The organism is Variovorax sp. OK605, from assembly GCF_900115445.1.
Lineage (GTDB): Bacteria > Pseudomonadota > Gammaproteobacteria > Burkholderiales > Burkholderiaceae_C > Variovorax.
This window is the reverse complement of the sequence record NZ_FOWL01000007.1, coordinates 172,595-198,018: the sequence shown is the minus strand read 5'-3', so window position 1 is coordinate 198,018 and position 25,424 is coordinate 172,595. Positions and strand designations below refer to the sequence as shown.

Genomic DNA, 25,424 nt, shown 5'->3' with positions numbered 1-25,424 from the left:
AGAGGAAAGAACGACAACACCATGGAACAGAACCGCCCCACCACCCTGCTCGTCTGCGCCCTTGGCGGCGAAGGCGGCGGCGTGCTGACCGAATGGCTGGTCGACATCGCGCGCCACGCCGGCTACGCGGCGCAGAGCACGTCGATTCCCGGCGTCGCGCAGCGCACCGGCGCCACCACCTACTACCTGGAAGTGTTCCCGGTGCCGCTCGCGCAGCTCGGTGCGCGCCGGCCGGTGTTCAGCCTGAGCCCGGTGCCGGGCGCGCTCGACGCGATCGTGTCGTCGGAGCTGCTGGAGACCACGCGCCAGATCGGCAACGGCATGAGCGCGCCGCTGCGCACGCTGGTCATCAGCTCGTCGGCGCGCATCTTCACCACGGCCGAACGCATGGAGCCCGGCGACGGACGCACCGACTCGCAGCGCCTGCTCGACGTGGTGAAGGCCTTCAGCCGCGAACACCACGTGTTCGACATGAACGCCATTGCGCGCGACAGCGGCACGGTGGTCAGCGCGGTGATGCTGGGCGCCATCGCGGGCAGCGGGCTGTTCCCGTTTCCGCGCGAAGCCTATGAACATGTGGTGCGCGGCGGCGACACCCGCGCGCCCGAGAAGCTGAGCAAGATGGCCGCGGCCAGCCTGCGCGGCTTTGCGGCCGCCTTCGATGCGGTGAGCGCGCCGCGCGCGCAGGCCGCCTTCGTCAGCAGCGTGCTGGCAAGCGAAGGCCACGATGCGCCGCCGGCCAGCGCCCTGCCCGCCGAGCTGGCGCGGCGCTTTCCGCCCGCGGTGCACGACATGCTCACGCTCGGCCATGCGCGCGTGCTCGACTACCAGGACGCCGGCTATGCCGCGCTGTACGCCCAGCGGCTGGGCCGCGTGCTCGACGCCGAGCGCACCGCCGACCCGGCCGGTGCACAGGGCTTCGCCGTCACCCGCGAGGCCGCGCGCTGGCTCGCGCTGTGGATGGCCTTCGACGACATCGTGCGCGTGGCCGCGCTCAAGGGCCGCGCGAGCCGAGCGCAGCGCGTGCGGCAGGAAGTGCGCGCCGGCGACGAAGACATCGTGAAGGTCTACGACCACTTCAAGCCCGGCGCCGCCGAGTTCGCCGCGTTGCTGCCGCCCTCGCTCGCACGCCGCGTGACGGCATGGGACCGCGGCCGGCAGGCGCGCGGCCATGCGCCCTGGGCCCTGCCGCTGAAGGTGGGCAGCCATTCGGTGGCCGGCATGGCCTCGCTGCGGCTGCTGGCGTCGCTGCGCTGGCTGCGCCGGCGCGGCAGCCGCTTCGCCGAGGAGCAGGCGCTGATCGAACGCTGGCTCGCGGCGGTGGAAGCCGGCACGCGCGAGGCGTGGGCGCTGGGGCATGAAGTGGCGCTGTGCGGCCGGCTCATCAAGGGCTACGGCAGCACCAACGAACGCGGCAAGGAGAACCTGCTGCACGTGACCGACCACCTCGCAACGCAGGCCGGTGTGCCGCCGGCCGAACGCGCGCAGGCCGTGGCCGCCGCGCGCACGGCGGCGCTGGCCGACGACGCCGGCCGCGCGCTCGACGCCACGCTGCTCGCGCACGGCGCACCGGCGCGCCCCGTCAAGGCCCAGCCCATCCGCTGGATGAAGCGCAAGCCCACCGGCGGCGCCTGACACGGAAGCGCCACGATGACCCTGCTGCTCAACGTCGAGGATCACCGCCGCCGCGCCCGGCGCGTATTGCCGCGCCTGGTGTTCGACTATGTGGACGGCGGCGCGGAAGACGAGCGCTGCATGCGGCGCAACCGCGACGCGCTGGAGGCCTTGCCGCTGGTTCCGGAGTGCCTGCGCGACACCCGCACGGTGGACATCGGCATCGAGCTCTTCGGACGCCGCTGGCACGCACCCTTCGCCATCGCGCCCATCGGGCTCGCGGGCCTGGTGCGTCCGCGCGCCGACGCCTTGCTGGCCAGCGCCGCGCAAGCCGCGGGCGTGCCGTTCATCCTCTCGACCGCATCGAACACGCGCCTCGAAGACGTGCGCGACGCCGCGCCCGACGCGCTGCTGTGGATGCAGCTCTACGTGATGGGCGAACGCGCCATTGCAGAGCGCATCGTGCGCCGCGCGCGCGCCGCCCGCTTCGAGGCGCTGGTGCTCACGGTCGACGTGCCCGTCAGCGGCCTGCGCGAGCGCGACCTGCGGCACGGTTTTCGTGTGCCGATGCGGCTCACGCCCGGCACGCTGCTCGACATGGCGCGCCACCCCGCGTGGCTGCTGCGGCTGGCGCGCGGTGGCATGCCGCAATTCGCGAACCTGCTGCCCGACGACGACGGCGCGCCCGTTTCGGCGCAGACACAGGCTGCCCTGCTGTCACGCGCCATGGACCGCTCGCTCACCTGGGACAGCCTGGGCTGGCTGCGCAAGCTCTGGGACGGGCCGTTGCTCGTCAAGGGCCTGCTCGGTGCGCAAGACGCGAAGCGCGCCGTGCGGTATGGCGCCGACGCCATCGTGGTGTCGAACCACGGCGGCCGCCAGCTCGACGCGGCACCGGCCAGCATCGCGGCGCTGCCCGCCATGGTCGAGGCGGTGGACGGCCGCATCCCGGTGCTGGTCGATGGCGGCATGCGGCGCGGCAGCGACGTGGTGAAGGCGCTGGCGCTAGGCGCGCGCGCCGCGCTGGTCGGCCGTGCGCCCATTTACGGCCTGGCGTCCGGCGGCGAACAAGGCGCGCTGTCGGTGCTGCAGCTGCTGGCGCAGGAAACCGAACGCACGATGACCTTGCTGGGCGCCACGCACACGCGCGAACTCGGCCCGCGCCATGTCGATCAGCCCGAAATCCGTTCGCCCACCGAACAAGAACATGCCGCGGCGCAGCTCAAGGAAAACACGCACGGGAAACCCTCCATTTACCCCGTGCACGCGACTGCCTAGATTGCGCAACCAGTTCAAAAGACATAACGAAGGAGACCATGAAAACCACCCGCCACCCTCACCCGACCGTGCTGGCCCTTGCGCTTGCAGCAGCAGCCGCCGCGCTCGCACTCGGCACCTCCGCCGTGCAGGCGCAGGACAAACCCGTGCAGCTCAAGCTCTCGAGCTGGGTGCCCGCGCAGCATCCGCTGAACCCCGCGCTGCAGGCGTGGGCCGACGACATCAAGAAGGAATCGGGCGGCACCCTCACCGCCATCCTGTTTCCGTCGGAGCAGCTCGGCAAGGCCTTCGACCACTACGACATGGCGCGCGACGGCATCGCCGACTTCTCGTACGTGAACCCCGGCTACCAGCCGGGCCGCTTCCCGGTGATGGCGGGCGCGTCGCTGCCCTTCCTGTTCGCCAACGGCAAGGAAGGCTCCGCCGCCATCGACGCCTGGTACCGCAACTACGCGGCCAAGGAAATGAAGGACGTGAAGTACTGCTTCGCGTTCGTGCACGACCCCGGCACCTTCCACGCGCGCAAGAAGATCACCGTGCCCGGCGACATCAAGGGCATGAAGGTGCGCCCGGCCACCAGCACCGTGGGCCAGCTCATCACCTCGCTGGGCGGCACCAACGTGCAGGCCTCCGCGCCCGAGTCGCGCGACATGCTGGAGCGCGGCGTGGCCGACGCCATCACCTTCCCGTGGGGCTCCATCGGCCTGTTCGGCATCGACAAGGTGGTGAAGTACCACATGGACGCGCCGCTGTACGTCACGCCCTTCGTGTGGGTGATGAACAAGGGCAAGTACGACGCCATGTCCGTCGCGCAGAAGAAGGTCATCGACGACCACTGCACCAGCGAATGGGCGCAGAAGGTGGCCGGGCCGTGGGCCGACTTCGAGTTCGCGGGCCACGCCAAGATGGCCGCGCTGCCGGGCCACGAAATCTACAAGCTCACGCCGGAGCAGCTCGACGCGTGGCGCAAGGCCGCCGCGCCGTCGGAGGCGCAATGGGCCGAGAGCGTGAAGAAGATCGGCGAAGACCCCAAGGCCGTGATGGATGCGCTGAAGGCCAGCCTCGCCAAATACAAGTCGGCACTTTGATGCTTCACGCCCCGCCGAGTGCGGGGCTTTTTGCAAGAAGGACCGGAAACACAAGAAAGACAGGAAAGACGGAGACACATGGCCAGCCGATCTGCCAGCTACATGGACCGCGCGATCAACACCATCGAATGGCTCGCCGCCATCTTCGTGGGCATCGTCGCGCTCAACATCTTCGTGGCCGTGGTGCTGCGCAAGTTCTTCGACACCTCGATTCCCGACGCGTACGACTTCGGCCGCATGCTGCTGGGCATCCTGATCTTCTGGGGCATTGCGGCCACCAGCTACCGGGGCGGTCACATCACGGTCGACCTGGTGTGGACCGCGGCGAGCCCGCGCATGAAGCGCGTGATCGACGTGTTCGCCACGCTGGTGCTGCTGTTCGTGGTGGCGGTGCAGACCGCCATGCTGTTCGACAAGGTGCGCGGCACCTACGTCGACAACGTGCAGACCTACGACCTGAACATTCCGACCTGGCCCTTCTACGCGGTGGCTTGGGCCGGCGACGTGTGCGCCGTGCTGCTGATCGCCATTCGCACCTACCGGTTGATCTTTCACCCCGAACAACTCGAAGAAGTTCACGCAGAACAGAAGGCCGACGAATGAGCCCCGATGCAGTTGCAGTGCTGGGCTTCGTCGCCCTGTTTGTCTTGATGCTCCTGCGCGTGCCGGTCGGCATGGCGATGGGCCTGGTGGGCGTGGTCGGCTACAGCTACCTCGTGGGGCCCGGCCCCGCGTTGAAGCTGGTGGGCCAGACTTCGATGCGCACCGTGACCGACTACACCTTCGGCGTGATCCCGATGTTCATGCTGATGGGCGCGCTGGTGTCGGTGTCGGGCGTGAGCCGCGAGCTCTTCAAGGCCGCGAACTCGATGATCGGCCACCTGCGCGGCGGGCTCGGCGTGGCCACCGTGGTCGCGTGCGGCGGCTTCGCGGCCATCTGCGGTTCGTCGGTGGCCACGGCCGCCACGTTCTCGGCCGTGGCGTACCCCGAGATGCGGCGCTTCAACTACCCGCAGTCGTTCTCCACCGGCGTGATTGCCGCGGGCGGCACGCTGGGCGCGATCTTGCCGCCCTCGACCGTGCTGGCCGTTTACGCCATCCTCACGCAGCAGGACATCGGCAAGCTCTTCATGGCGGGCATCGTGCCCGGCATCCTGGCGATGGCCATGTACGTGCTGACCATTGCCATCATCGTCAAGCTGCGGCCCGACTGGCTGCCCGGCGGCGAGGTCAAGCCGTGGTCGGAGCGCTTCAAGGACCTGAAGAACGTGTGGGCGCCGCTGGTGCTGTTCGTGTTCGTCATCGGCGGGCTCTACGGCGGCTTCTTCACGCCGACCGAAGCGGGCGGCGTGGGCGCGAGCGGCGCGTTCATCCTCGGCCTCGTGCGGCGCAAGCTCGACGGCCCGAAGATCCGCGAGGCGCTGCTGTCGGCCACGCGCACCGCGGCGGCCGTGTTCACCGTGCTGATCGGCGCGCTGCTGTTCGGCTACTTCCTCACCATCACGCAAAGCCCGCAGAAGCTCACCGAGTTCCTCACCGGCCTGGGCATCGGCCGCTACGGTGTGCTCGCGCTCATCATGGTCATGTACCTGGTGCTGGGCTGCCTGATGGACGCGATGGCCATGATCATTCTCACGGTGCCCATCATCTATCCGGTGATCGTGCACCTGGGCTTCGACCCCATCTGGTTCGGCGTGATCATCGTCATGACCGTGGAGCTGGGGCTGATCCATCCACCGGTGGGCATGAACGTGTTCGTCATCAAGAGCGTGGTGAAGGACGTGAGCTTCACCACCATCTTCAAGGGCGTGCTGCCGTTCATCGTGACCGACATCGTGCGGCTGGTGATCCTGATCGCGTTCCCTGTCATTGCCTTGTGGCTGCCGACGAGAATGGGCTGATGAGCAACACCACCGCCATCAAGGAAGTCGTCTACACCGCCCGCGTCGAATTCGGCGACTGCGACCCCGCCGGCATCGTCTGGTTTCCCAACTTCTTCCGCTGGATCGATGCGGCCTCGCGGCATTTCTTCGCCGAGTGCGGCGTACCCCGCTGGGAGGAAACCACCGAGACGCTCGGCGTGATCGGCACGCCACTGGTCGACACGCACACGCGCTTCGTGAAGGCGGCGAGTTATGGGGACACGCTGCAGATTGCAGTGCGCATCACCGAGTGGCGCGAGAAGAGCTTCGTGCAGACGTACCGAGTGACGCGCGGGGACGATCTGATCCTCGAGTGCGAGGAGGTGCGGATCTTCGGGGCGAAGCGCGAAGGGGGTGGTATTCGCGCGGTGCAGATTCCGCCGTCGATCCGGGCGCTCTGCGAGTAGGCCTTCAGCGTGCTTCGGCCTGCAGCTTCGCAAGCAGGCCGTCGACGCCGTGGTCGATCAGGTCGAAGACCTCGATGAAGTCCTGCTGGCCGCCGTACCACGGGTCGGGCACGTCGCCCTCGATGCCGTCGGCGAATTCGGTGAAGAGGTGGATCCTGTCTTGCGTTCCTGCGGGCGCGAGCCTGCGCAACGCGGCGCAGTGCTGGGCGGTCATGCCGATGATCAGGTCGAAGCGCGCGAAGTCGGAGCTGCGAACCTGTCGCGCGGCATGGGCATGCATCTCGATGCCTCGGCGTTTTGCCTCGGCCACGGAGCGCCGGTCGGGCGGGTTGCCGCGCTCCTCATCGGAGATGGCGGCGCTGTCGACATCGACGTCGAAGCCTGCGGCGCGGGCCTTGTGCATGAGGAGGGTGTGGGCTGTGGGGGAGCGGCAGATGTTGCCTGTGCAAACAAACAGGATCGCTGTCTTTTTCATACGCAAAAACAAAAATATCAATAGTCTTGACCAGTCCGAAGAAGCTGCGGATGCAGCAGCGGGATCTTCACGTCAACGAGATCCATCGCTTGAGCCCTCATTCCTTTCGCATCCTCGGGGTCCGCGTCGGAGACGACATAATCGTTCGCGTTTTCGCAACCAGAGAGTGATCTGAAAGATGAGAGTAGCAAGATGCATCGCGCTTATCGCGCTTGCAGGTTTCGCTGGCACGGCAATGGCGCAGGAGCAGTTCCAGATCTTCGGACTCCCGCTCGGAGCAAAGATACCTTATGCCATCAAATCATGCGCCAGGAATGCCAAGGCTTCCAGCGTCGCGTGCTGGCTCGTTCAGCCATCCGTAGACCGGAACAAGAAGCAAAGCGGGCGCGTCATGCTTCCGGACGACAAGTCGCCCGCATGGGTTGGGCTCGGCGAATCCAAGCTCGCGATCGACTCGAGGGGAATCCTGGAAAGCGTCACTGTCGGAAGGCTGCCCATGAGCCAGGAGTCATTGATCAGTTCATCGATCGAACGTCGATTTGGTGGACCAAGCGATTCCGGCCGCTACCCGAACGGCAATTTCACCCAATGGGCCAAAGCAGAGGTGGTGATCCAACTGATCTGCCCAACGAAACTGGCAATCTGCGACATCGAATTTCTTGCAGGCGCCGAGTTCAGGCGCCGCGAGGCCGAGAAGGAAGCGAAAGCGGTTCAACGCTTGCTCAAGCCTCAATCGCCTTGATCCGACATGGCGCTCCATTCACACAGGAGCAGACCCAGCCGCCCCGCGAGGCCTCATGCCAGTTTCGACAGGTCTACGACCTCCTGCGGAGATTTCAGCTGCGCCAGCAACCCAGGCAAGCGCTGGTAGCGATCACTGACGGAAGCGTCGCCGAAGAAGATCTCGCGTGCCGAACTCGGCAAGTCTGCCAGGGCCGTATCTCGCTCCGCCCCTGTGGGCAGCTCTCTGTCCCCCAGCCTTGCCGCCAGGATGTTGAAGGACATCTTGAGAAAGTCCTTCTTGTCGTCCTCCATCGCCTGTTGCTTCGTGATGGTCGGCGCATCTATTCCCAGACCTTCTAGAGAAGGGTCCAGTGGCAGGGTCAACGAGAGCTGGTCACCGAAAATCTTTGCTCCGCCGAAATCGGCGATCAAGGCCTGATCGCTCTTCAGCAGCATGTTCTTCATGTTCAGGTCGCCGTGCGCCACGCTCTTCGCATGCATGAAGTCGACACCCTCCTTGAGAGAGGCGATCCACCCGGCCTTGACCTTGATCCCCTTCGAAAGCTCTTCCGCCTTGTCGATCTTGGTATCGCATCTTTCGATGACGAGCGTGTGCGAAGTCTCGTCATAGTCCAGCGACGCGACGATCGAAGCATGTGGCGCAAGCAGGGACAGCGCCCGGTATTCAGTGCCCGCGGCAGCGAACCCACTGTCCTTGGCGACCTTGATGCAGACATCGCCATCGCGCGCGTCCTTGCCAAGGAAGACCTTGCCGTCGGCCCCTGACGCGATAAGACCGTGAGCGTCGTAGACGTAGGAGTTCCCACCGGCCACGACTGTCGTGCGCGGCAATTGGGAACCCTGCACATCGCTCAGCGTCTGCTGTGCAAGCGCCTGGGTCCCGATCTGGGAAGAGACTGTAGACATTCTTTGTACCCCTCGAAGCCACGCCAACATCGACGCAATCGTGAGTAACGACAGCAACGCCACGGTTCCATCAGTGGGTTCGGGCCATCCGATTTCAGTGCCTTCGGCAAACCGTGCGACAGGCGCGACAAGACCTTTCGGCCTGCTCTGGAACCGCACCCCAAGGGTTGACCGCACGCATGCCGCAGTGCAACAATCGGCAATCTTCATTTCGGAGCCCCGTGCGTGGACAGTGCCAGTTGGATCAGTGACAAGACGCGTGCCTCGGCAGGCGTGACACACCCGGCTCTCTAGCGCAGGCTCCCTCGCGCTGTGTTGCCGTCGTGCACGCAGCGTGACCCTCTTGCCCTTCGCGGCGAGCGGTTCTCCCCTTCCGATTCCCGTCGTTCTCGTTGCTGACTTTTTCAGTCAGCTTGGCGTGTTCGCGCGCGAGGCCATTCAACGCGAAGGAGCCTTGTCATGCGTCACTTTCATCTTCGTCGTCAGCCTCACGAACCGCAGCGCGTTCGCCCCTCGGCGCACGTGCCGAGCGGCGCTTCCACCGCGAACGCGGTGGAACCGGTCGTGGATGCCGCGCTGGACCAGGCCGCCGCGCTCTGGACCACGCGCCGCATCCGCAGCTTCCTGGTGCTCCAGCCGGCCAGCGCGCCGCGCCGCTGAGCCGCCCGCCCGCTCGGCCTCCCTTCAACCTGCAAGCAACCCAGGAGCACACCATGGACCCAGCCTCTTGTTGGCGCCTTAGCGCGCCCCCTTCGCTTCGATCGATTGCAGCAACACCGCGGCCCGCCGCCGCGCTTCGCAAAGGGTTGACCCTGGCCTGTTGAGGCCCGCGGTTCTCCCTGGGCGGGCGGCGGCCGCCCCGAAGGAGAACCCCATGAAAAACGTCCTGAAGTCTTTCTTCGAAAGCTTCCTGCGCAGCCGCCACATGCTGCATCACTTCGAGCGCTGGCAATCGCTGCTGGGCTCGAAACCCGTCGCCGCCGGCTCGCTCAGCATGCCGCCCGACATCGCCAAGGCACTGAGCACCGCCTCGCGCACCGATGCCGGCGAGATGCTCGTCAAGCTCGACAGCTCGCCGCGCGGCCTGAGCGAAGGCCACGCCCAAGTGCTGCGCAAGCGCCTCGGCAGCAACGAGGTACGCCACGAGCAACCGCTGCCCTGGTGGCAGCACCTGTGGCAGTGCTACCGCAATCCGTTCAACCTGCTGCTGACGGTGCTGGCGCTGGTCTCGTACGTCACCGAGGACATGAAGGCCACGCTCGTCATCGGCAGCATGGTCGTGCTGTCGACGGTGCTGCGCTTCCTGCAGGAGTCGCGCTCCAACAAGGCGGCCGACCGGCTCAAGGCGATGGTGAGCAACACCTCCACGGTGCTGCGCCCCGCGCCCGGACAGAAGCCCAGCGCCGCGAGCGACGAAGGCTTCGACACCACGCACACCGGCACGGTGCGTGTCGAGGTGCCGATGCGCGACCTGGTGCCCGGCGACGTGATCGCGCTGTCGGCCGGCGACATGATCCCGGCCGACGGCCGGCTGCTCACGGCCAAGGACCTGTTCATCAGCCAGTCGGCGCTGACGGGCGAGGCGATGCCGGTCGAGAAGTTCGTGGTGGACCGCGGCGCGCACGACGCCGGCGTGCTCGAGCGCGAGAACCTGCTCTTCATGGGCACCAACGTGATCAGCGGCACGGCCACCGCGCTCATCGTGCACACGGGCGACCGCACCTTCTTCGGCGCCCTCGCGCAGCGCGTGACGGCCACCGACCGCGGCACCAGCGCGTTCCAGGCGGGCATCAACCGCGTGAGCTGGGTGCTGATCCGCTTCATGCTGGTGATGGCGCCGCTGGTGCTGGTGATCAACGGCGTGGCCAAGGGCGACTGGTGGGAGGCGGCGCTGTTCGCGCTGTCGATCGCGGTGGGCCTCACGCCCGAGATGCTGCCGATGATCGTGACGGCCACGCTGGCCAAGGGCGCGGTGGTGATGTCGCGCCAGAAGGTGATCGTGAAGCGGCTCGAGGCCATTCACAACTTCGGCGCGATGGACGTGCTGTGCACCGACAAGACCGGCACGCTGACGCAGGACCGCATCGTGCTCGAGCGCCACACCAACGCGTGGGGCGAAGACTCCGACCACGTGCTGCAGTTCGCCTACCTCAACAGCTTCCACCAGACGGGGCTGAAGAACCTGCTCGACAAGGCGGTGCTGAGCCACGCCGAGATGCAGCTCGAGACGCGCCTGCAGACGGCCTACCGCAAGATCGACGAAGTGCCTTTCGACTTCTCGCGCCGCCGCATGTCGGTGGTGGTGGCCAATGGCGGCAGCGAGCACCTGCTGATCTGCAAGGGCGCGCTCGAAGAGATCCTGTCGGTGTGCACGTCGGTCGAGCGCGGCGCGGAGGTGCTGGCGCTCGACGCCGAGGTGCTCGCTCGCATCCATCGCGTGGCGTCGGAGCTCAATGCGCTGGGCCTGCGCGTGGTGGCCGTGGCCAGCCGCGCGCTGAAGACCGAGGCGCAGAAGCCGGCCTACGGCGTGGCCGACGAATCGGGCCTCACGCTGCTGGGGTACGTGGCCTTCCTCGATCCGCCGAAGGAATCGACCGCGCCCGCGCTGCGCGCGCTGGCCGAGCACGGCGTGGCGGTGAAGGTGCTGACGGGCGACAACGAGCTGGTCACGCGCAAGGTGTGCGCCGACGTGGGCCTGGCGGTGGGGCGCATCGTGCTCGGCCGGGAGATCGAGGACATGATCGACGCCGACCTGCGGCTGGTGGTCGAGGCGCACCAGGTGTTCGCCAAGCTCACGCCCGCGCACAAGGAGCGCATCGTGCACGCGCTGCACGCCAACGGCCACGTGGTCGGGTTCATGGGCGACGGCATCAACGACGCGCCCGCGCTGCGCGCCGCGGACATCGGCATCTCGGTGGACGGCGCGGTGGACGTGGCCAAGGAGTCGGCCGACATCATCCTGCTGGAGAAGAGCCTGATGGTGCTGGAGCAAGGCGTGATCCAGGGGCGCCGCACCTTCGCGAACATGCTCAAGTACATCAAGCTCACAGCGAGCTCGAACTTCGGCAACGTGTTCTCGGTGCTGGTGGCCAGCGCGTTTCTTCCGTTCCTGCCGATGCTGCCGTTGCACCTGCTGGTGCAGAACCTGCTGTACGACGTGTCGCAGATCGCGATTCCGTTCGACAACGTGGACGAGGAATTCCTGAAGAGCCCGCAGCGCTGGAACCCGGCCGACCTGGGACGCTTCATGGTGTTCTTCGGGCCGCTGAGCTCGGTGTTCGACATCCTCACGTTCACTGTCATGTGGTACGTGTTCGCGGCCAACTCGGTGGACCACCAGACGCTGTTCCAGTCGGGCTGGTTCGTCGAAGGGCTGCTGTCGCAGACGCTGATCGTGCACCTGATCCGCACGCGCAAGATCCCGTTCCTGCAAAGCCGCGCGGCATGGCCGCTGCTGATCATGGGTGGGGCGATCGCGGCCGTGGGCATCTGGCTGCCGATGGGGCCGCTGGCGCACTACTTCAAGCTGCAGGCGTTGCCGCTCGCGTACTTCCCGTGGCTGGTCGCGATGCTGGTCGGCTACGCGCTGCTGACGCAGGCGGTGAAGGGGTGGTATGCGCGGCGGTACGGTTGGCAGTGACGCGCCCGCCCCGATCGCCCCTAATATGCGTCGACCGCCATTGCGAGCCCCTTCGACACGCACATGACATTTCAGACCCGCAAACTGCTCGTGCTGGACCTCGACGAGACGCTGATCCACGCGACCGAAAGCACGCTCGCGCACGACGAGGACTTCCGCGTCGGGCCTTACCGCGTTCACCTGCGACCGCACCTTGCCGGCTTCGTGAGCACCGTGCTTGCGCAGTTCAGGGTCGGCGTCTGGACCGCGTCGGGCGAGAGCTATGCGGCGCAGGTCGTCGAACGCATCTTTCCGGCCGGCGCGCTGGAGTTCGTCTGGTCGAGCGGGCGCTGCACCACGACGCGGGACTGGACGACGGGCGAGTACCAGAGCGTCAAGAACCTGCAGAAACTGAAGTCCAGGGGCTATGCGCTCGAATCGATCATTGCGGTCGACGACACGCCGGCCAAGTACGCCAGGAGCTACGGCAACCTGGTGACGGTGCGCGAGTTCGTGGGCGACAGGAGCGATGCGGAGTTGCCTCTGCTGGCGGCGTACCTGGCGCACCTGGCGGGCGTGCCGAACGTCAGGCGCGTCGAGAAGCGCAACTGGCGCGAGCACATGCAGAGCCAGGCCGGCACGCCGCCGCCGCCGCCGCCGCCGCCGGCCGATCGAACATCGGCATGAAGACATAACGACAAGAGGGAACCATCGATGCAAGCCATCCAGAACATCAACCTGCTCTCGCTGGTCGACACCTTCATCAGCGTGGCGGCCGCCTTCATCCTCGGTTCGCTGATCGGGCTGGAGCGCCAGGTTCGGCAACGCACCGCAGGCCTGCGCACGAACACATTGGTGGCGGTGGGTGCCGCGGTGTTCGTCGACATGGCCAACCGGCTCGACGGCAGCGGCGGCGCGGTACGCGTGGTGGCCTACGTGGTGTCGGGCATCGGCTTTTTGGGCGCGGGCGCGATCATGAAGGAAGGCGCCAACGTCACGGGGCTGAACACGGCCGCCACGCTGTGGGGGTCGGCCGCGGTGGGCGCCTGCGCGGGCGCGGACCTGCTGGGGGAAGCGGTGATTGCGGCGCTGTTCGTGCTGGCCAGCAACACGCTGCTGCGGCCCGTGGTGAACCGCATCAACCGCCAGCCGATCAGCGAGGAAGCGAGCGAAGCGACGTACGTGGTGCGCGTGATCTGCTCGCGCGCGGCGCGGCCCGAGGTGATGGACCAGCTGCTGCTGTTGCTCGAAGCCGCGAACTACCCGGTGCGCGATGTCGACCAGCACCCGTTCGGGCCGGCCGACACCGAGATCGGTGCGACGCTGTACGCGACAGCGGTCGAGCCCGCGGAGCTCGACCGTGTCATTGAAGACCTCGAATCGCTCGACGGCGTGCAGCAAGCCTTCTGGAATGCCACCGCCGAGGAATGAGCGATGAGTGAGCCGGCTTAAACGCCCAGGATCGAAACCGCCTTGGTGTTCAGGTAAGCCTCGAGTGCCTCGGGGCCGCCTTCCGAACCGTAGCCCGAATCCTTCACGCCGCCGAAAGGCATTTCCGGCGACGGCGTGGCGGGCTGGTTGATCCAGAGCATGCCCAGCTCGAGCTTCTGGCTCAGCAGGTGCGCGTTCTTGATCGACTTGGTGAAGGCATAACCGGCCAGGCCGAACGGCAGGCGGTTGGCTTCGGCGATGGCTTCTTCGAGCTTGTCGAAGCCGCGGATGGCGGCGATGGGGCCGAAGGGTTCGTTGTTGAACACGTCGGCGTCCAGCGGCACGTCGGTCAGCACGGTGGGGGCGAAGAAGTTGCCGGTGTCGCCGACACGTTCGCCGCCGGCGGCCACGGTGGCGCCCTTCTTGCGCGCGTCTTCCAGCACGTGGGCCATGGCCGTCAGGCGGCGGGCGTTGGCGAGCGGGCCGATGGTCGTGCCTTCGGCCAGGCCGTCGCCGAGCTTCAGGCCTTCGGTGTACTTCACCAGCGTGCGGGCGAATTCTTCGCGCAGGCTGTTGTGCACCAGGAAGCGGGTCGGCGAGATGCAGACCTGGCCGGCGTTGCGGAACTTGGCCGCACCGGCGGCCTTCACGGCCAGCGCGACGTCGGCGTCTTCGGCCACGATCACCGGGGCGTGACCGCCCAGTTCCATCGTGACGCGCTTCATGTGCGAGCCGGCCAGCGCGGCCAGCTGCTTGCCCACCGGGGTCGAGCCGGTGAAGGTGACCTTGCGGATGATCGGATGGGCGATCAGGTAGTTCGAGATTTCAGCGGGGTTGCCGAACACCAGGCCCACGGTGCCGGGCGGAATGCCGGCGTCGACGAAAGCCTGCAGCAGCGCGGCGGGCGATGCCGGGGTTTCTTCGGGTGCCTTCACCAGGAACGAGCAGCCGGTGGCCAGGGCCGCGCCGAGCTTGCGCACGATCTGGTTGATGGGGAAGTTCCACGGCGTGAACGCGGCGACGGGGCCCAGCGGCTCCTTCAGCACGAGCTGCTGCGCGGCCAGGTTGCGCGAGGGCACGATGCGGCCGTAGACGCGGCGGCCTTCGTCCGCGAACCACTCGATGATGTCGGCGGCGGCCAGGGTTTCGCCCTTGGCTTCGGCCAGCGGCTTGCCCTGCTCCTGCGTCAGCAGCTTGGCGATGTCGCCGGCGCGTTCGCGGATCAGGCCGGCGGCGCGGCGCATGACGGCGGCGCGCTCGTTGGCGGGGGTGTTGCGCCAGGTGTCGAAGCCGCGTTGGGCGGCAGCCAGGGCACGGTCGAGGTCGGCGATGCTGGCATGCGCCACCTTGCCGATGGCCTTGCCGGTGGCGGGGTTCACGACGTCCAGCGTCTTGCCGCCGGTGGCGTCGACCCATTCGTTGTCGATCAGCAGGCGGGTGTCGGTGTAGGTGGCGGTCATGGCGAACTTTTTCCTTCGAGGACTGGGGATGAAAAGGGGAAATCTGGGTGTACGGCGCGGCACCCGGGGGTGCGCTGGCGACAACGGCAACAACAGCGGCCTTGAGGCCGCCGGGGGCATAGATTAACCCGAGTTCGCAAACCCCGTCCGCCGCCGGTTACAGGCAGGGTCACGGCATGGACAGCGGAGCGGCACGGGCGGGTCATGCGCGCCGAACATAATCCCCGCCAAACCAACACCAACAGAGGACCGAGGGAAATCCATGCACGCAGCGCTCAGCAACAACCTGTTCTTCGTGAAAGAACATGCAGGCATCTTCAAGGCCGCCAACAACTACGACATCTTCGAGCCGCATTCGCAGCAGAAGATCCTGGAATGCCGCGAGCCGAACCTCGGCTTCTTCAGCAAGCTGCTGCGCTTCACCGACTACAAGCGCTTCACGCCGTTCGACGTGGTGGTGTCGACGCCCGAGGGGCAGAAGGTGCTGTCGGTGCGCCGCGGCGTGTCCATCTTCCTGTCGAAGGTCGAGGTGCTCGACGGCAACGACCAGGTGGTCGGCTACTTCAAGCAGAAGCTCTTCTCGATCGGCGGCAAGTTCGACGTGCTCGACGCGCAGGAGCGCATGGCCTGCACGCTCAAGGGCAAGTGGACCAGCTGGGACTTCCGCTTCGTGCAGGGCAGCAGCGAGCTCGCCGCCGTGTCCAAGAAATGGGCCGGGCTGGGCAAGGAGCTGTTCACCACCGCCGACAACTACATGCTGTCGATCGACCCGGGCGTGCCGGCCGACGATGCCCGCCGCCTGCTGATCGTGGCGGCGGTGATGTGCATCGACATGGTCCTCAAGGAGTGACGGTCCGGCGGCCATGAGCCGCCCCCGTCCCCACCGGAGCGGGCCGGGCCCTACAGCACCAGCAGCGCGCGGAAGTCGTTGACGTTGGTGTTCGTGGGCCCCGTCACGAACAGGTCGCCGATGGGGTCGAAGTAGCCGTAGGCGTCGTTGCGGTCGAGGTGGTCCGACAGCTTGCGCCCGGCGGCCGCGGCGCGCGCCAGCGTGTCGGGCGTGACGAAGGCGCCCGCGTTGTCTTCCACGCCGTCGATGCCGTCGGTGTCCGCCGCCAGCGCCCACACCTGCGGCTGGCCCATGAGCGCACCCGCCAGCCCCATGCAGAACTCGCCGGCACGCCCGCCGCGGCCCTTGGCCTGGCCGGGCTGGCGCGGGCGGATGGTCACCGTCGTCTCGCCGCCCGAAAGAATGACGCACGGCCGCGCGAAGGGCTGGCCGCGGTGCGCCACGGCGCGCGCCAGCGCGGCATGCACCTTGCCGACCTCGCGCGATTCGCCTTCCATCTCGTCGCTCAGGATGTGCACCTCGATGCCCGCCTCGCGCGCCGCCTGGGCGGCCGCTTCGAGCGACTGCTGGGGCGTGGCGATCATGTGCGTCTCGTGGCCCTTGAAGACGGCGTCGTCCGGCTTGGGCGTCTCGAGCGCGCCGCTTTCGAGCTGCGCGCGCACCGGCGCGGGCACCTCGATGCCGTAGCGGTCGAGGATGGCGAGCGCGTCGGCGCAGGTGGTGGCGTCGGGCACGGTCGGGCCGCTGGCAATGACGGCCGGGTCGTCGCCGGGCACGTCGCTGATCGTCAGCGTCACCACGCGGGCCGGGGCGCAGGCGGCAGCCAGGCGGCCGCCCTTGATGCGCGACAGGTGCTTGCGCACGCAGTTCATCTCGCCGATGCCCGCGCCGCTTTCGAGCAGCTGCTTGTTGATGCGCTGCTTGTCGGCCAGCGTCAGCCCGTCGGCGGGCAGCACCAGCAGCGAGGAGCCGCCGCCCGAGATCAGGCACAGCACCAGGTCGTCGGGCGTGAGGCCTTGCGTGAGCGCCAGGATGCGCTCGGCGGCCTGCTGGCCGGCTGCGTCGGGAACCGGGTGCGCGGCCTCGACGAGTTCGATGCGCTGCGCCAGGCCCTCGGGACGCGGCGGAATGTGGTCGTAGCGGGTGACGACGAGGCCCGAGAGCGGCGCATCCGCCGGCCACAGGGCTTCGAGGGCCTGCACCATCGAGCCGCCGGCCTTGCCGGCGCCCAGCACCACCGTGCGCCCCTTGGGCGGCTTCGGCAAGTGGGCGCCGAGGGTGGACAGCGGCAGTGCGCGGTCCACCGCCACGCGGTAGAGATGTTCGAGGAAGGCGCGCGGTGCTTCGCGCGGATCGGGGGTGGGGCCGAAGGCGGGGGTCGGTGCGGTCATGGCTGCTTTGTCTCCAATCCTGCGATTGTGCTGCGGGCCGTGGACCCGCCAATCGCCAATCCGTGGTGGCCTGTGCGGCCTGTATGGCCTGTATGGCCTGTATGGCCTGTATGGCGGTCTTCTTGCGGTCTGTCCCCGTGCGCTAGTTGGTCTTGGCGCCAGCCTGGAACCAGCGGCTGATCAGCGCCCGCTCTTCGTCGGTGATGCCTGTCGCGTTGTTCATCGGCATGATCTTCGTGACCACCACCTGCTGGTAGATCGCCTGCGCATGCGCGGCCACCTGCTCGGGCGAGTCGACGCGCACGTTCTTCATCTGCACGGCCGCGCCGTGGCACATGAAGCAGCGCTGCTCCAGCACCTTCTGCACGTCGGCGAATGGCACGGCGGGCGCGGCGACAGCCGCCACCGCGGGTGCGGCGGCCGGCTCGGGCTTCATCCAGACGATGGTCAGGCCCAGCACCACGATGCCGACCAGCGCGTAAGGCAGCGGGTTGCCCGCATTGCCCAGCTTGAAGCGGTGGCGCACCACGAAGAACTGCCGAATGGCCGCGCCGCCGAGCATGATCAGCAGCAGCACGATCCAGTTGTACTTGTGCGTGTACGTGAAGCTGTAGTGGTTGCTCAGCATCGCGAACAGCACCGGCAGCGTGAAGTAGGTGTTGTGCACGCTGCGCTGCTTGCCGCGCTGGCCGTGCACCGGGTCGACCGGGCGGCCTTCGCGCAGCGCCTGCACGTTCTTGCGCTGGCCTGGAATGATCCAGAAGAACACGTTGCCGCTCATGGTCGTGGCCATCATGGCGCCCACCAGCAGGAAGGCCGCGCGGCCCGCGAACCACTGGCAGGCCAGCCAGGTCGCGAAGACGATGAACAGCGCAATCAGCACGCCGACGATGGTGTCGCCGTTCTTGCGGCGCCCGAAGATCTGGCAGATGCCGTCGTAGACCATCCAGAACACGACGAAGAAGGCCAGCGCCACGGCAATGGCGGCGCCGGGCTGCCAGTCCATCTTCGACTTGTCGATGAGGTACGTGCTCGCGTTCCACAGGTACGACATGGTGAACAGCGAGAACCCGGTGATCCAGGTGCTGTAGCTCTCCCAGTACGACCAGTGCAGGTGGTCCGGCAGCTTCTTGGGCGCCAGCGCGTACTTCTGCATGTTGTAGAAGCCGCCGCCGTGCACGGCCCATTGTTCGCCGCCCACGCCCTTGTCGAGCGACTCGGGGTCCTGCGGCTTCTCGAGGCTGTTGTCCAGCATCACGAAGTAGAAGGAGGCGCCGATCCATGCGATGGCGGTGATGACGTGGACCCAGCGCAGCAGCAGGTTCGCCCAGTCGAGGTAGTAGCTTTCCATGTGCTCTCTCTCATCAGATTTGAATGAACCTGCTGCGCGCCCCGATCTCGCATCTGCGGTCCTCACCGTACCCAAGTACGGTTCCGGTCCTCGACGCGACCTCGGGTCGCTCGCTACGGTCCCTTCAGATCTGCGTAGCCCTCTGGGCGCGTGAGAGCGCCAAGGAGGGGTTTCAGCCTGCTCACCACCGCGGGCACTGTAAGCAGAGAAAGTGCCGCGAACGCAGGCTCCATGAAATGGGCCTCGCTCCGCTGCGGCTTGTTGTGGACTGAAAGTGTATACAGTTTTGGCAAGGGACGGGATGGTTTTTTGAGGCGATGCCGCCGGGAAAACCCTGTTCAGCCCAGCGATTGCAACAACTGTGCCGCCACCGCCACGGCGATCACCTCGGGCTCCTTGCCGGTGATGCCCGGCACGCCGATCGGGCAGGTGATGCGGGCCAGCTCGCCAGCCGTGAAACCCCGCGCCTCGAGCCGGTGGCTGAAGGTGGCCCACTTGGTCTTGCTGCCGATCAGGCCGATGTACGGCAAGTCGTCGCGCTCGCGCAGGCGCTTCAGGCAGGCGATGACGATGTCGAGGTCTTCGGCATGGCTGAAGCTCATGATGAGCACGCGGCTGCCCGGCGCCAGCGCGGCCACGGCGTCCTGCACGGGCTCGGAATGCTCGGTGTCGATCTGCGCGGGCAGCGCGTCGGGGAAGACGCCGTCGCGGCTGTCGATCCAGCGCACCGCGAACGGCAGCGCGGCCAGCAGGCGCGCCAGCGCGGCGCCCACGTGGCCGCCGCCGAACAGCGCCACGGGCTTGAGCTGCGCGACCAGTTCGCGCTGCAGCGCCGGCGCATCGGCCGACGTGATGCGCTGGTAAGACAGGTACATCACCCCGCCGCAGCATTGCCCCAGGCTCGGGCCCAGCGGATAGCGCTGGATGCCGTCGAACGGTGCGCGCGCGCCGGCCAGCAGATCGCGCGCCTCCTTGGTGGCCTGGAACTCGAGCTGCCCGCCGCCGATGGTGGCCGTGAGGCCGTCGGCCCACACCGCCATCCACGTGCCGGCCTCGCGCGGGGCCGAGCCCTGCGTGGACGCCACGCGCACCAGCACGCCGTCTTCATGGCGAAGACGCGCCAGCAATTGGTCGACCGCGCCGCTCATCGTTGTCGATACCTTCGGTTGCCCGGCCCGCGAAGACTCACGGTATAAACCCGGCGATGAATCGCCAGCTTACGCCCCGCCGCTTCGCCCGCCTTGGATTGGCGGCTTCCGTTCTTTCCGCCCTGTGGCTCGCCGGCTGCGGCAGCACCGGCCCGGGGGCCGTTCCCGGCCAGTTGAGCAGCGCTTCGGCGCCGGGCGCCGGCGCATCTGGCCGCGTGCCGCGCGCCTCGAGCGCCGCCACGCCGCGCGAGTACCGCCGCGACGCGGCACGCCACATCTACGACATCAACCGCTCGCGCATCTACGGCGGGCAACTGCCGCCGATCCTGTACGCGGTCGGCACGCTGCAGGTGAACCTGGACGCGGGCGGCAAGGTGGTCTCGCTGCACTGGCTGCGCGCGCCGCAGCATGCGCCCGAGGTCATCGCCGAGATCGAGCGCGCCGTGCTGCAGGCCGCGCCCTTCCCCGCCGCCACCCGCCTGGGCGCGGTCACGTGGACCGACACCTGGCTGTGGGACAAGAGCGGGCGCTTCCAGCTCGACACGCTGACCGAAGGTCAGCAGCAGGGCGACTGACACATCAGGAGCCGCGGTAGGTGGAGTAGCTCCACGGGCTCACGAGCAGGGGCACGTGGTAGTGCTGGTCGGTGTGCGCCACGCCGAAGTCCAGCGACACCTTGTTCAGGAAGTTCGGCTGCGGCAGCTCCACGCCGCGGGCCTTGAAGTAGCTCGCCACGTCGAACACCAGGCGGTAGGTGCCGGCCTTCAGCGAGTGGTTGTCGTACAGCAGCCCGTCGCTGCGGCCGTCCGAATTCAGCGTGAAGCGCTTCACCAGCGTCGCGGCGTCGCCGTCGGTGGTGTACAGCGCCACCTCCATGCCCGCGGCCGGGCCGCCATGCATCGTGTCCAGTACGTGTGTGCTCAGGCCCATGGGGGCTCCTTGAAAAGTCCGAAAGTCGGAGGGGGAGGTGCGGGATATTCCGGTGGACAAAAGTGTATACAGTTCACGCCTTTGGGTCTATCATGAAAAACATGGAGTCCTCCACCACCCGTTCGATCGTCGATGCCCTCACGAAGGCCATCGTCGAGCACCGGCTTCAGCCCGGCACCAAGCTGGCCGAGCAGAAGCTGGCCGACCACTTCGGCGTATCCCGCACGCTGGTGCGCCAAGCCCTGTTTCAGCTCTCGCAGAACAAGCTCATCCGCCTGGAGCCCGCGCGCGGTGCCTTCGTGGCGGCGCCCGCGGTCGACGAGGCCAAGCAGGTGTTCGCCGTGCGCCGCATGCTCGAGGCCGAGATGACGCGCGAGTTCGTGCGCACCGTCACGCCCGCCAAGATCAAGGCGCTGAAGGAGCACGTGGCGCTGGAGAAATCCGCCGTGTCGGGCGAAGACATCTCGGGTCGCACCGAGCTGCTCGGCGACTTCCACGTGCGCATGGCCGAGCTCATGGGCAACACGGTGCTGGCGCAGATCCTGGGCGAGCTGATCTCGCGCTGCGCCCTCATCACGCTGATGTACCAGAGCACCAGCGCGGCCGAGCATTCCAACGACGAGCACGCCGACATCGTGAAGGCGCTGGCCGCGCGCGACGAAGAGCGCGCCGTGCGCCTCATGACCGAACACCTCGAGCACGTCGAGGCCAACCTCACGTTCGACCGCAAGGTCCCGACCAACGACATCTCGCTGGCGCTGTCCTGAAAAGCCTATGACCGTCTACGACACCACCCTGCCCTACCCCCGCGACCTGGCCGGCTACGGCCGCAACCCGCCGCATGCGCAATGGCCCGGCGGCGCGCGCGTCGCGGTGCAGTTCGTGCTGAACTACGAAGAGGGCGGCGAGAACGCCACGCTGCACGGCGACGCGGGCTCCGAGCAGTTCCTCTCCGAGATGTTCAACCCGGCGAGCTTCCCCGACCGGCACATCAGCATGGAAGGCATCTACGAGTACGGCTCGCGCGCCGGCGTGTGGCGCATCCTGCGCGAGTTCGAAAAGCGCGGCCTGCCGCTCACCGTGTTCGGCGTGGGCATGGCGCTGCAGCGCTACCCCGAGCTCACCGCGGCCTTCAAGGAACTGGGCCACGAGATCGCCTGCCACGGCTGGCGCTGGATTCACTACCAGAACCTGGACGAAGCCACCGAGCGCGAGCACATGCGCCTGGGCATGGAAGCCATCGAGCAACTCACCGGCGAACGCGCGCTGGGCTGGTACACCGGCCGCGACAGCCCGCGCACGCGCCGCCTGGTGGCCGACTACGGCGGCTTCGAATACGACAGCGACTACTACGGCGACGACCTGCCCTTCTGGATGAAGGTGCAGAAGACCGACGGCAGCGTGGTGCCGCAGCTCATCGTGCCGTACACGCTCGACGTGAACGACATGCGCTTCGCGTTGCCGCAAGGCTATTCGCACGCCGACCCATTCTTCCAGTACATGAAGGACACCTTCGACGCGCTCTACGCCGAAGGCGATCCCGCCGGCGACAACAGCCCGAAGATGATGAGCATCGGCATGCACTGCCGCCTGCTCGGACGGCCCGGGCGCATCACCGCGCTGCAGCGTTTTCTCGACCACATCGCCACGCACGACAAGGTGTGGGTCTGCCGCCGCGTCGACATCGCGCGCCACTGGAAACAGGCGCATCCCTTCGCACCCATCTGACGCCGGAGCCGCACCATGAGCTTGACCATCTCCCGACTCAACGCGGCCGTGCCCGCCGAAGCCGTCGCGCTGCTCGACGGCGTCTACGAGCACTCGCCGTGGATCGCCCAGCGCGCGCTGGCCTCGCGCCCGTTCCGCTCGCTCGCGCACCTCAAGCATTCGCTGGTCAAGGCCCTTGCGGCATCGACCGCCGACGAGCAGATCGGCCTGATCCGCGCCCACCCCGAGCTTGCCGGCAAGGCCATGGTCAGCAAGACGCTGACGGCCGAGTCGACCAACGAGCAGAGCAAGGCCGGCCTGACCGACTGCACGCCCGAGGAGTTCGCGCAGATCCAGCAGCTCAACGCCGACTACAACGCGAAGTTCGGCTTCCCGTTCATCCTGGCGGTGCGCGGCCCGCGCGGCACGGGCCTGGCCAAGCGCGAGATCATCGACACCTTTGCGCGCCGGCTGCACAACCACCCGTCGTTCGAGCTGGGCGAGGCGCTGCGCAACATCCACCGCATTGCCGAGATCCGCCTGAACGACAAGTTCGCCGCCGACGTCACGCTGGGCAACGACGTGTGGGACTGGCAGGAACAGCTCTCGGTGCACACCGACCCGGGCTATGCCGAGAAGGGCCAGCTCACCGTCACCTACCTGACCGACGCGCACCGCGCCTGCGCCGCGCAGATCTCCGGCCTGATGCGCGACTGCGGCTTCGACTCCGTGCACATCGACGCGGTAGGCAACGTGGTGGGCCGCTACGAGGCCACGCAGCCCGGCGCGCGCACCCTGCTCACCGGCTCGCACTACGACACCGTGCGCAACGGCGGCAAGTACGACGGGCGCCTGGGCATCTTCGTGCCGATGGCCTGCGTGCGCGAGCTCAGCAGGCAGAACCGGCGCCTGCCCTTCGCCTTCGAGGTGGTGGGCTTCGCCGAGGAAGAAGGCCAGCGCTACAAGGCCACCTTCCTGGGCTCGGGCGCGCTCATCGGCCACTTCGATGCGCGCTGGCTCGACCAGCAGGACGCCGACGGCATCACCATGCGCGAGGCCATGCGGCATGCGGGTCTCGATGAGGCCGACATCCCGAAGATCCAGCGCGACCCCACGCGCTACCTCGGCTTTGTCGAGGTGCACATCGAGCAGGGCCCGGTGCTCACCGAGCTCGACCTGCCGCTGGGCATCGTCACCTCCATCAACGGCAGCGTGCGCTACGTGGGCGAGGTGATCGGCATGGCCAGCCACGCCGGCACCACGCCCATGGACCGCCGCCGCGACGCTGCGGCCGCGGTGGCCGAACTCATCCTCTACACCGAGCAGCGCGCCGCCAAAGACGGCGACTCGGTCGGCACCGTGGGCATGCTCGAGGTGCCCAGCGGCTCCATCAACGTGGTGCCGGGGCGCTGCAAGTTCAGCCTCGACCTGCGCGCGCCCGACAACGCGCAGCGCGACGCGCTGGCCACCGACGTGGTCAATGCGCTGAAGGACATCTGCGAGCGCCGCGGCGTGCGCTACGAGCTCGAGGAAACCATGCGCGCCGCCGCCGCGCCGAGCGCGCCCGCCTGGCAGCAGCGCTGGGAAAAGGCCGTCGACGCGCTGGGCCTTCCGCTGTTCCGCATGCCCAGCGGCGCCGGCCACGACGCCATGAAGCTGCACGAGGTGATGCCGCAGGCCATGCTGTTCGTGCGCGGCATCAACTCGGGCATCAGCCACAACCCGCTCGAATCGAGCACCAACGACGACATCCAGCTCGCCGTGCAGGCCTTCCAGCTCCTGCTGGACAACCTCGCCACCGAGCACGCCCACTGATTCACGCAAACAGAAGAACAACCATGACCGACTACGCCAAACTCGACGCCTGGATCGACGCCCACTTCGACGAAGAAGTGAAGTTCCTGCAGCAACTGGTGCAGGTGCCCACCGACACGCCGCCCGGCAACAACGCGCCGCACGCCGAACGCACCGCCGAGCTGCTGAAGGACTTCGGCCTCGACGCCGAGAAGCACGCCGTGCCCGCGCAGGACGTGAAGGACTACGGGCTCGAGTCGATCACCAACCTGATCGTGCGCCGCAAGTACGGCAAGGAGGGCGATGGCGGCCGCACCGTGGCCCTCAACGCCCACGGCGACGTGGTGCCCCCCGGCGACGGCTGGACGCACGACCCCTACGGCGGCGAGATTGCCGAGGGCAGCCTCTACGGCCGCGCGGCCGCCGTGAGCAAGAGCGACTTCGCCAGCTTCACCTTCGCTGTGCGCGCACTCGAGGCCGTCGCCAAGCCGAGCAGGGGCAGCGTCGAGCTGCACTTCACCTACGACGAAGAGTTCGGCGGCCTCCTCGGCCCGGGCTGGCTGCTGCAGAACGGCCTGACCAAGCCCGACCTGATGATTGCGGCCGGCTTCAGCTACGAAGTGGTCACCGCGCACAACGGCTGCCTGCAGATGGAGGTGACGGTGAACGGCAAGATGGCCCACGCGGCCATTCCGACCACCGGCATCGACGCGCTGCAGGGCGCCACGAAGATCCTGAACGCACTCTACGCGCAGAACACGCTCTACCGGAAGGTGACGTCGAAGGTCGCGGGCATCACGCACCCGTACCTGAACGTGGGCCGCATCGAAGGCGGCACCAACACCAACGTGGTGCCCGGCAAGGTGGTGTTCAAGCTCGACCGCCGCATGATCCCCGAAGAGAATCCGGTCGAGGTCGAGGCCAACATCCGCCAGGTGATCGCCGATGCCGCCGCCGAGAGCGAAGGCATCACGGTGGACATCAAGCGCATGCTGCTGGCCAATTCGATGAAGCCGCTGGCGGGCAACAAGCCGCTGGTCGAGGCGATCCAGAAGCACGGCGGCGAGCTGTTCGGCGAGCCCATCAAGGCCATGGGCACGCCGCTGTACACCGACGTGCGCCTGTACGGCGAAGCCGGCATTCCGGGCGTGATCTACGGTGCCGGCCCGCGCACCGTGCTCGAGTCGCACGCCAAGCGCAGCGACGAACGCGTGGTGCTCGAAGACCTGCGCCGCGCCACCAAGGTGATCGCGCGCACGCTGAGCGACCTGCTGGCCTGAGCCTGTTTTTTCCGGCGCTTCGCCGCGCG

The 25,424-nt window shown here is 67.5% G+C and carries 24 protein-coding genes; 17 read left to right on the top strand and 7 right to left on the bottom strand.

All coding sequences use genetic code 11. The features are described from left to right. Nucleotides 1–21 precede the first annotated feature (21 nt). From BM013_RS19670 to BM013_RS19645, 6 genes are all read left to right on the top strand, one after another. Nucleotides 22–1,635, top strand: coding sequence for an indolepyruvate oxidoreductase subunit beta family protein (locus BM013_RS19670; RefSeq protein WP_093129541.1), 1,614 nt, complete (start codon nt 22–24; stop codon nt 1,633–1,635). Nucleotides 1,636–1,650: 15 nt separating this feature from the next. Next, the gene (locus BM013_RS19665) at nt 1,651–2,892 is read left to right on the top strand and encodes an alpha-hydroxy acid oxidase (protein WP_093129328.1); all 1,242 of its coding nucleotides are present in this window, start codon (nt 1,651–1,653) and stop codon (nt 2,890–2,892) included. Nucleotides 2,893–2,930: 38 nt separating this feature from the next. After that, the gene (locus tag BM013_RS19660) at nt 2,931–3,980 is read left to right on the top strand and encodes a TRAP transporter substrate-binding protein (protein ID WP_093129327.1); all 1,050 of its coding nucleotides are present in this window, start codon (nt 2,931–2,933) and stop codon (nt 3,978–3,980) included. A gap of 78 nt (nt 3,981–4,058) precedes the next feature. Continuing rightward, nucleotides 4,059–4,583: a TRAP transporter small permease gene (locus BM013_RS19655; RefSeq protein ID WP_256220056.1), complete on the top strand. Its 525-nt coding sequence runs from the start codon at nt 4,059–4,061 to the stop codon at nt 4,581–4,583. Continuing rightward, nucleotides 4,580–5,881: a TRAP transporter large permease gene (locus tag BM013_RS19650; RefSeq protein ID WP_093129326.1), complete on the top strand. Its 1,302-nt coding sequence runs from the start codon at nt 4,580–4,582 to the stop codon at nt 5,879–5,881. The genes BM013_RS19655 and BM013_RS19650 overlap by 4 nt, the downstream gene beginning before the upstream one ends. Beyond that, nucleotides 5,881–6,309, top strand: a complete 429-nt coding sequence (locus BM013_RS19645) for an acyl-CoA thioesterase (RefSeq protein WP_093129325.1) — start codon at nt 5,881–5,883, stop codon at nt 6,307–6,309. The genes BM013_RS19650 and BM013_RS19645 overlap by 1 nt, the downstream gene beginning before the upstream one ends. 4 nt (nt 6,310–6,313) lie before the next feature. Here BM013_RS19645 and BM013_RS19640 read toward each other — a convergent pair whose 3' ends face one another. Continuing rightward, entirely contained in the window at nt 6,314–6,784 is a 471-nt protein-coding gene (locus BM013_RS19640) for a low molecular weight protein-tyrosine-phosphatase (protein WP_093129324.1), read from the bottom strand. A gap of 235 nt (nt 6,785–7,019) precedes the next feature. Here BM013_RS19640 and BM013_RS19635 point away from each other — a divergent pair, with 235 nt between their 5' ends. After that, nucleotides 7,020–7,526, top strand: a complete 507-nt coding sequence (locus BM013_RS19635; RefSeq protein ID WP_093129323.1) for a hypothetical protein — start codon at nt 7,020–7,022, stop codon at nt 7,524–7,526. Nucleotides 7,527–7,579: 53 nt separating this feature from the next. On the opposite strand, the gene BM013_RS19630 is transcribed toward BM013_RS19635, so the two are convergent. Next, the gene (locus BM013_RS19630) at nt 7,580–8,434 is read right to left on the bottom strand and encodes a protein kinase domain-containing protein (protein ID WP_177225512.1); all 855 of its coding nucleotides are present in this window, start codon (nt 8,432–8,434) and stop codon (nt 7,580–7,582) included. A 459-nt stretch (nt 8,435–8,893) separates the two neighbouring features. Between BM013_RS19630 and BM013_RS19625 the strand changes: the two genes are divergently transcribed. The 4 genes from BM013_RS19625 (at nt 8,894) to BM013_RS19610 (ending at nt 13,484) form a co-directional block, all read left to right on the top strand. Continuing rightward, on the top strand, nt 8,894–9,094 hold the full coding sequence (locus BM013_RS19625; RefSeq protein ID WP_093129321.1) for a hypothetical protein: 201 nt from the start codon (nt 8,894–8,896) through the stop codon (nt 9,092–9,094). A gap of 214 nt (nt 9,095–9,308) precedes the next feature. Continuing rightward, complete coding sequence (gene mgtA, locus BM013_RS19620; RefSeq protein WP_093129320.1) at nt 9,309–12,074, top strand: magnesium-translocating P-type ATPase; 2,766 nt, start codon at nt 9,309–9,311, stop codon at nt 12,072–12,074. A 63-nt stretch (nt 12,075–12,137) separates the two neighbouring features. Then, nucleotides 12,138–12,740: an HAD family hydrolase gene (locus tag BM013_RS19615; RefSeq protein WP_093129319.1), complete on the top strand. Its 603-nt coding sequence runs from the start codon at nt 12,138–12,140 to the stop codon at nt 12,738–12,740. Between the two features lie 27 nt (nt 12,741–12,767). Then, nucleotides 12,768–13,484, top strand: a complete 717-nt coding sequence (locus tag BM013_RS19610) for an MgtC/SapB family protein (RefSeq protein WP_093129318.1) — start codon at nt 12,768–12,770, stop codon at nt 13,482–13,484. Between the two features lie 17 nt (nt 13,485–13,501). On the opposite strand, the gene BM013_RS19605 is transcribed toward BM013_RS19610, so the two are convergent. Next, nucleotides 13,502–14,944, bottom strand: coding sequence for an NAD-dependent succinate-semialdehyde dehydrogenase (locus BM013_RS19605; protein WP_093129317.1), 1,443 nt, complete (start codon nt 14,942–14,944; stop codon nt 13,502–13,504). 262 nt (nt 14,945–15,206) lie between these two features. On the opposite strand from BM013_RS19605, the gene BM013_RS19600 reads away from it, so the two are divergent. After that, nucleotides 15,207–15,794, top strand: a complete 588-nt coding sequence (locus tag BM013_RS19600) for an LURP-one-related family protein (protein WP_093129316.1) — start codon at nt 15,207–15,209, stop codon at nt 15,792–15,794. Between the two features lie 50 nt (nt 15,795–15,844). Here BM013_RS19600 and BM013_RS19595 read toward each other — a convergent pair whose 3' ends face one another. From BM013_RS19595 to xdhC, 3 genes are all read right to left on the bottom strand, one after another. Beyond that, on the bottom strand, nt 15,845–17,185 hold the full coding sequence (locus BM013_RS19595; protein WP_093129315.1) for a glycerate kinase type-2 family protein: 1,341 nt from the start codon (nt 17,183–17,185) through the stop codon (nt 15,845–15,847). Between the two features lie 142 nt (nt 17,186–17,327). After that, complete coding sequence (locus BM013_RS19590; protein WP_093129314.1) at nt 17,328–18,536, bottom strand: urate hydroxylase PuuD; 1,209 nt, start codon at nt 18,534–18,536, stop codon at nt 17,328–17,330. A gap of 338 nt (nt 18,537–18,874) precedes the next feature. Further along, nucleotides 18,875–19,684 (bottom strand): xanthine dehydrogenase accessory protein XdhC, encoded by an 810-nt coding sequence (gene xdhC, locus BM013_RS19585; protein WP_093129313.1) that lies wholly within the window; start codon nt 19,682–19,684, stop codon nt 18,875–18,877. Nucleotides 19,685–19,740: 56 nt separating this feature from the next. Between xdhC and BM013_RS19580 the strand changes: the two genes are divergently transcribed. Continuing rightward, complete coding sequence (locus BM013_RS19580; RefSeq protein ID WP_093129312.1) at nt 19,741–20,259, top strand: hypothetical protein; 519 nt, start codon at nt 19,741–19,743, stop codon at nt 20,257–20,259. Nucleotides 20,260–20,263: 4 nt separating this feature from the next. Here the strand turns inward: BM013_RS19580 and uraH are convergent, their stop codons facing one another. After that, entirely contained in the window at nt 20,264–20,614 is a 351-nt protein-coding gene (gene uraH, locus BM013_RS19575) for a hydroxyisourate hydrolase (protein ID WP_093129311.1), read from the bottom strand. Nucleotides 20,615–20,715: 101 nt separating this feature from the next. Here uraH and BM013_RS19570 point away from each other — a divergent pair, with 101 nt between their 5' ends. Genes BM013_RS19570 through BM013_RS19555 form a run of 4 tightly spaced genes read left to right on the top strand, consistent with a single transcriptional unit; the run spans nt 20,716 to nt 25,395 of the window. Further along, on the top strand, nt 20,716–21,381 hold the full coding sequence (locus BM013_RS19570; protein ID WP_233101840.1) for a GntR family transcriptional regulator: 666 nt from the start codon (nt 20,716–20,718) through the stop codon (nt 21,379–21,381). A gap of 7 nt (nt 21,382–21,388) precedes the next feature. Beyond that, entirely contained in the window at nt 21,389–22,342 is a 954-nt protein-coding gene (gene puuE / locus BM013_RS19565; RefSeq protein ID WP_093129310.1) for an allantoinase PuuE, read from the top strand. Nucleotides 22,343–22,357: 15 nt separating this feature from the next. After that, entirely contained in the window at nt 22,358–24,136 is a 1,779-nt protein-coding gene (uraD, locus tag BM013_RS19560) for a 2-oxo-4-hydroxy-4-carboxy-5-ureidoimidazoline decarboxylase (RefSeq protein ID WP_093129309.1), read from the top strand. A 23-nt stretch (nt 24,137–24,159) separates the two neighbouring features. Next, nucleotides 24,160–25,395: a M20 family metallopeptidase gene (locus BM013_RS19555; RefSeq protein ID WP_093129308.1), complete on the top strand. Its 1,236-nt coding sequence runs from the start codon at nt 24,160–24,162 to the stop codon at nt 25,393–25,395. Nucleotides 25,396–25,424: the final 29 nt, after the last annotated feature.

Bases quoted from the DNA above. Each gene is read 5' to 3' on its own strand.
- BM013_RS19670 (WP_093129541.1), top strand. From the start codon at position 22: ATGGAACAGAACCGCCCCACCACCCTGCTCGTCTGCGCCCTTGGCGGC.
- puuE (WP_093129310.1), top strand. From the start codon at position 21,389: ATGACCGTCTACGACACCACCCTGCCCTACCCCCGCGACCTGGCCGGC.
- BM013_RS19660 (WP_093129327.1), top strand. From the start codon at position 2,931: ATGAAAACCACCCGCCACCCTCACCCGACCGTGCTGGCCCTTGCGCTT.
- BM013_RS19615 (WP_093129319.1), top strand. From the start codon at position 12,138: ATGACATTTCAGACCCGCAAACTGCTCGTGCTGGACCTCGACGAGACG.
- BM013_RS19630 (WP_177225512.1), bottom strand. From the start codon at position 8,434: ATGTCTACAGTCTCTTCCCAGATCGGGACCCAGGCGCTTGCACAGCAG.
- BM013_RS19610 (WP_093129318.1), top strand. From the start codon at position 12,768: ATGCAAGCCATCCAGAACATCAACCTGCTCTCGCTGGTCGACACCTTC.
- BM013_RS19635 (WP_093129323.1), top strand. From the start codon at position 7,020: ATGGCGCAGGAGCAGTTCCAGATCTTCGGACTCCCGCTCGGAGCAAAG.
- mgtA (WP_093129320.1), top strand. From the start codon at position 9,309: ATGAAAAACGTCCTGAAGTCTTTCTTCGAAAGCTTCCTGCGCAGCCGC.
- BM013_RS19655 (WP_256220056.1), top strand. From the start codon at position 4,059: ATGGCCAGCCGATCTGCCAGCTACATGGACCGCGCGATCAACACCATC.
- BM013_RS19625 (WP_093129321.1), top strand. From the start codon at position 8,894: ATGCGTCACTTTCATCTTCGTCGTCAGCCTCACGAACCGCAGCGCGTT.
- BM013_RS19600 (WP_093129316.1), top strand. From the start codon at position 15,207: ATGCACGCAGCGCTCAGCAACAACCTGTTCTTCGTGAAAGAACATGCA.
- BM013_RS19595 (WP_093129315.1), bottom strand. From the start codon at position 17,185: ATGACCGCACCGACCCCCGCCTTCGGCCCCACCCCCGATCCGCGCGAA.
- BM013_RS19580 (WP_093129312.1), top strand. From the start codon at position 19,741: ATGAATCGCCAGCTTACGCCCCGCCGCTTCGCCCGCCTTGGATTGGCG.
- BM013_RS19555 (WP_093129308.1), top strand. From the start codon at position 24,160: ATGACCGACTACGCCAAACTCGACGCCTGGATCGACGCCCACTTCGAC.
- uraH (WP_093129311.1), bottom strand. From the start codon at position 20,614: ATGGGCCTGAGCACACACGTACTGGACACGATGCATGGCGGCCCGGCC.
- BM013_RS19665 (WP_093129328.1), top strand. From the start codon at position 1,651: ATGACCCTGCTGCTCAACGTCGAGGATCACCGCCGCCGCGCCCGGCGC.
- BM013_RS19570 (WP_233101840.1), top strand. From the start codon at position 20,716: ATGGAGTCCTCCACCACCCGTTCGATCGTCGATGCCCTCACGAAGGCC.
- BM013_RS19605 (WP_093129317.1), bottom strand. From the start codon at position 14,944: ATGACCGCCACCTACACCGACACCCGCCTGCTGATCGACAACGAATGG.
- BM013_RS19640 (WP_093129324.1), bottom strand. From the start codon at position 6,784: ATGAAAAAGACAGCGATCCTGTTTGTTTGCACAGGCAACATCTGCCGC.
- uraD (WP_093129309.1), top strand. From the start codon at position 22,358: ATGAGCTTGACCATCTCCCGACTCAACGCGGCCGTGCCCGCCGAAGCC.
- BM013_RS19650 (WP_093129326.1), top strand. From the start codon at position 4,580: ATGAGCCCCGATGCAGTTGCAGTGCTGGGCTTCGTCGCCCTGTTTGTC.
- BM013_RS19645 (WP_093129325.1), top strand. From the start codon at position 5,881: ATGAGCAACACCACCGCCATCAAGGAAGTCGTCTACACCGCCCGCGTC.
- xdhC (WP_093129313.1), bottom strand. From the start codon at position 19,684: ATGAGCGGCGCGGTCGACCAATTGCTGGCGCGTCTTCGCCATGAAGAC.
- BM013_RS19590 (WP_093129314.1), bottom strand. From the start codon at position 18,536: ATGGAAAGCTACTACCTCGACTGGGCGAACCTGCTGCTGCGCTGGGTC.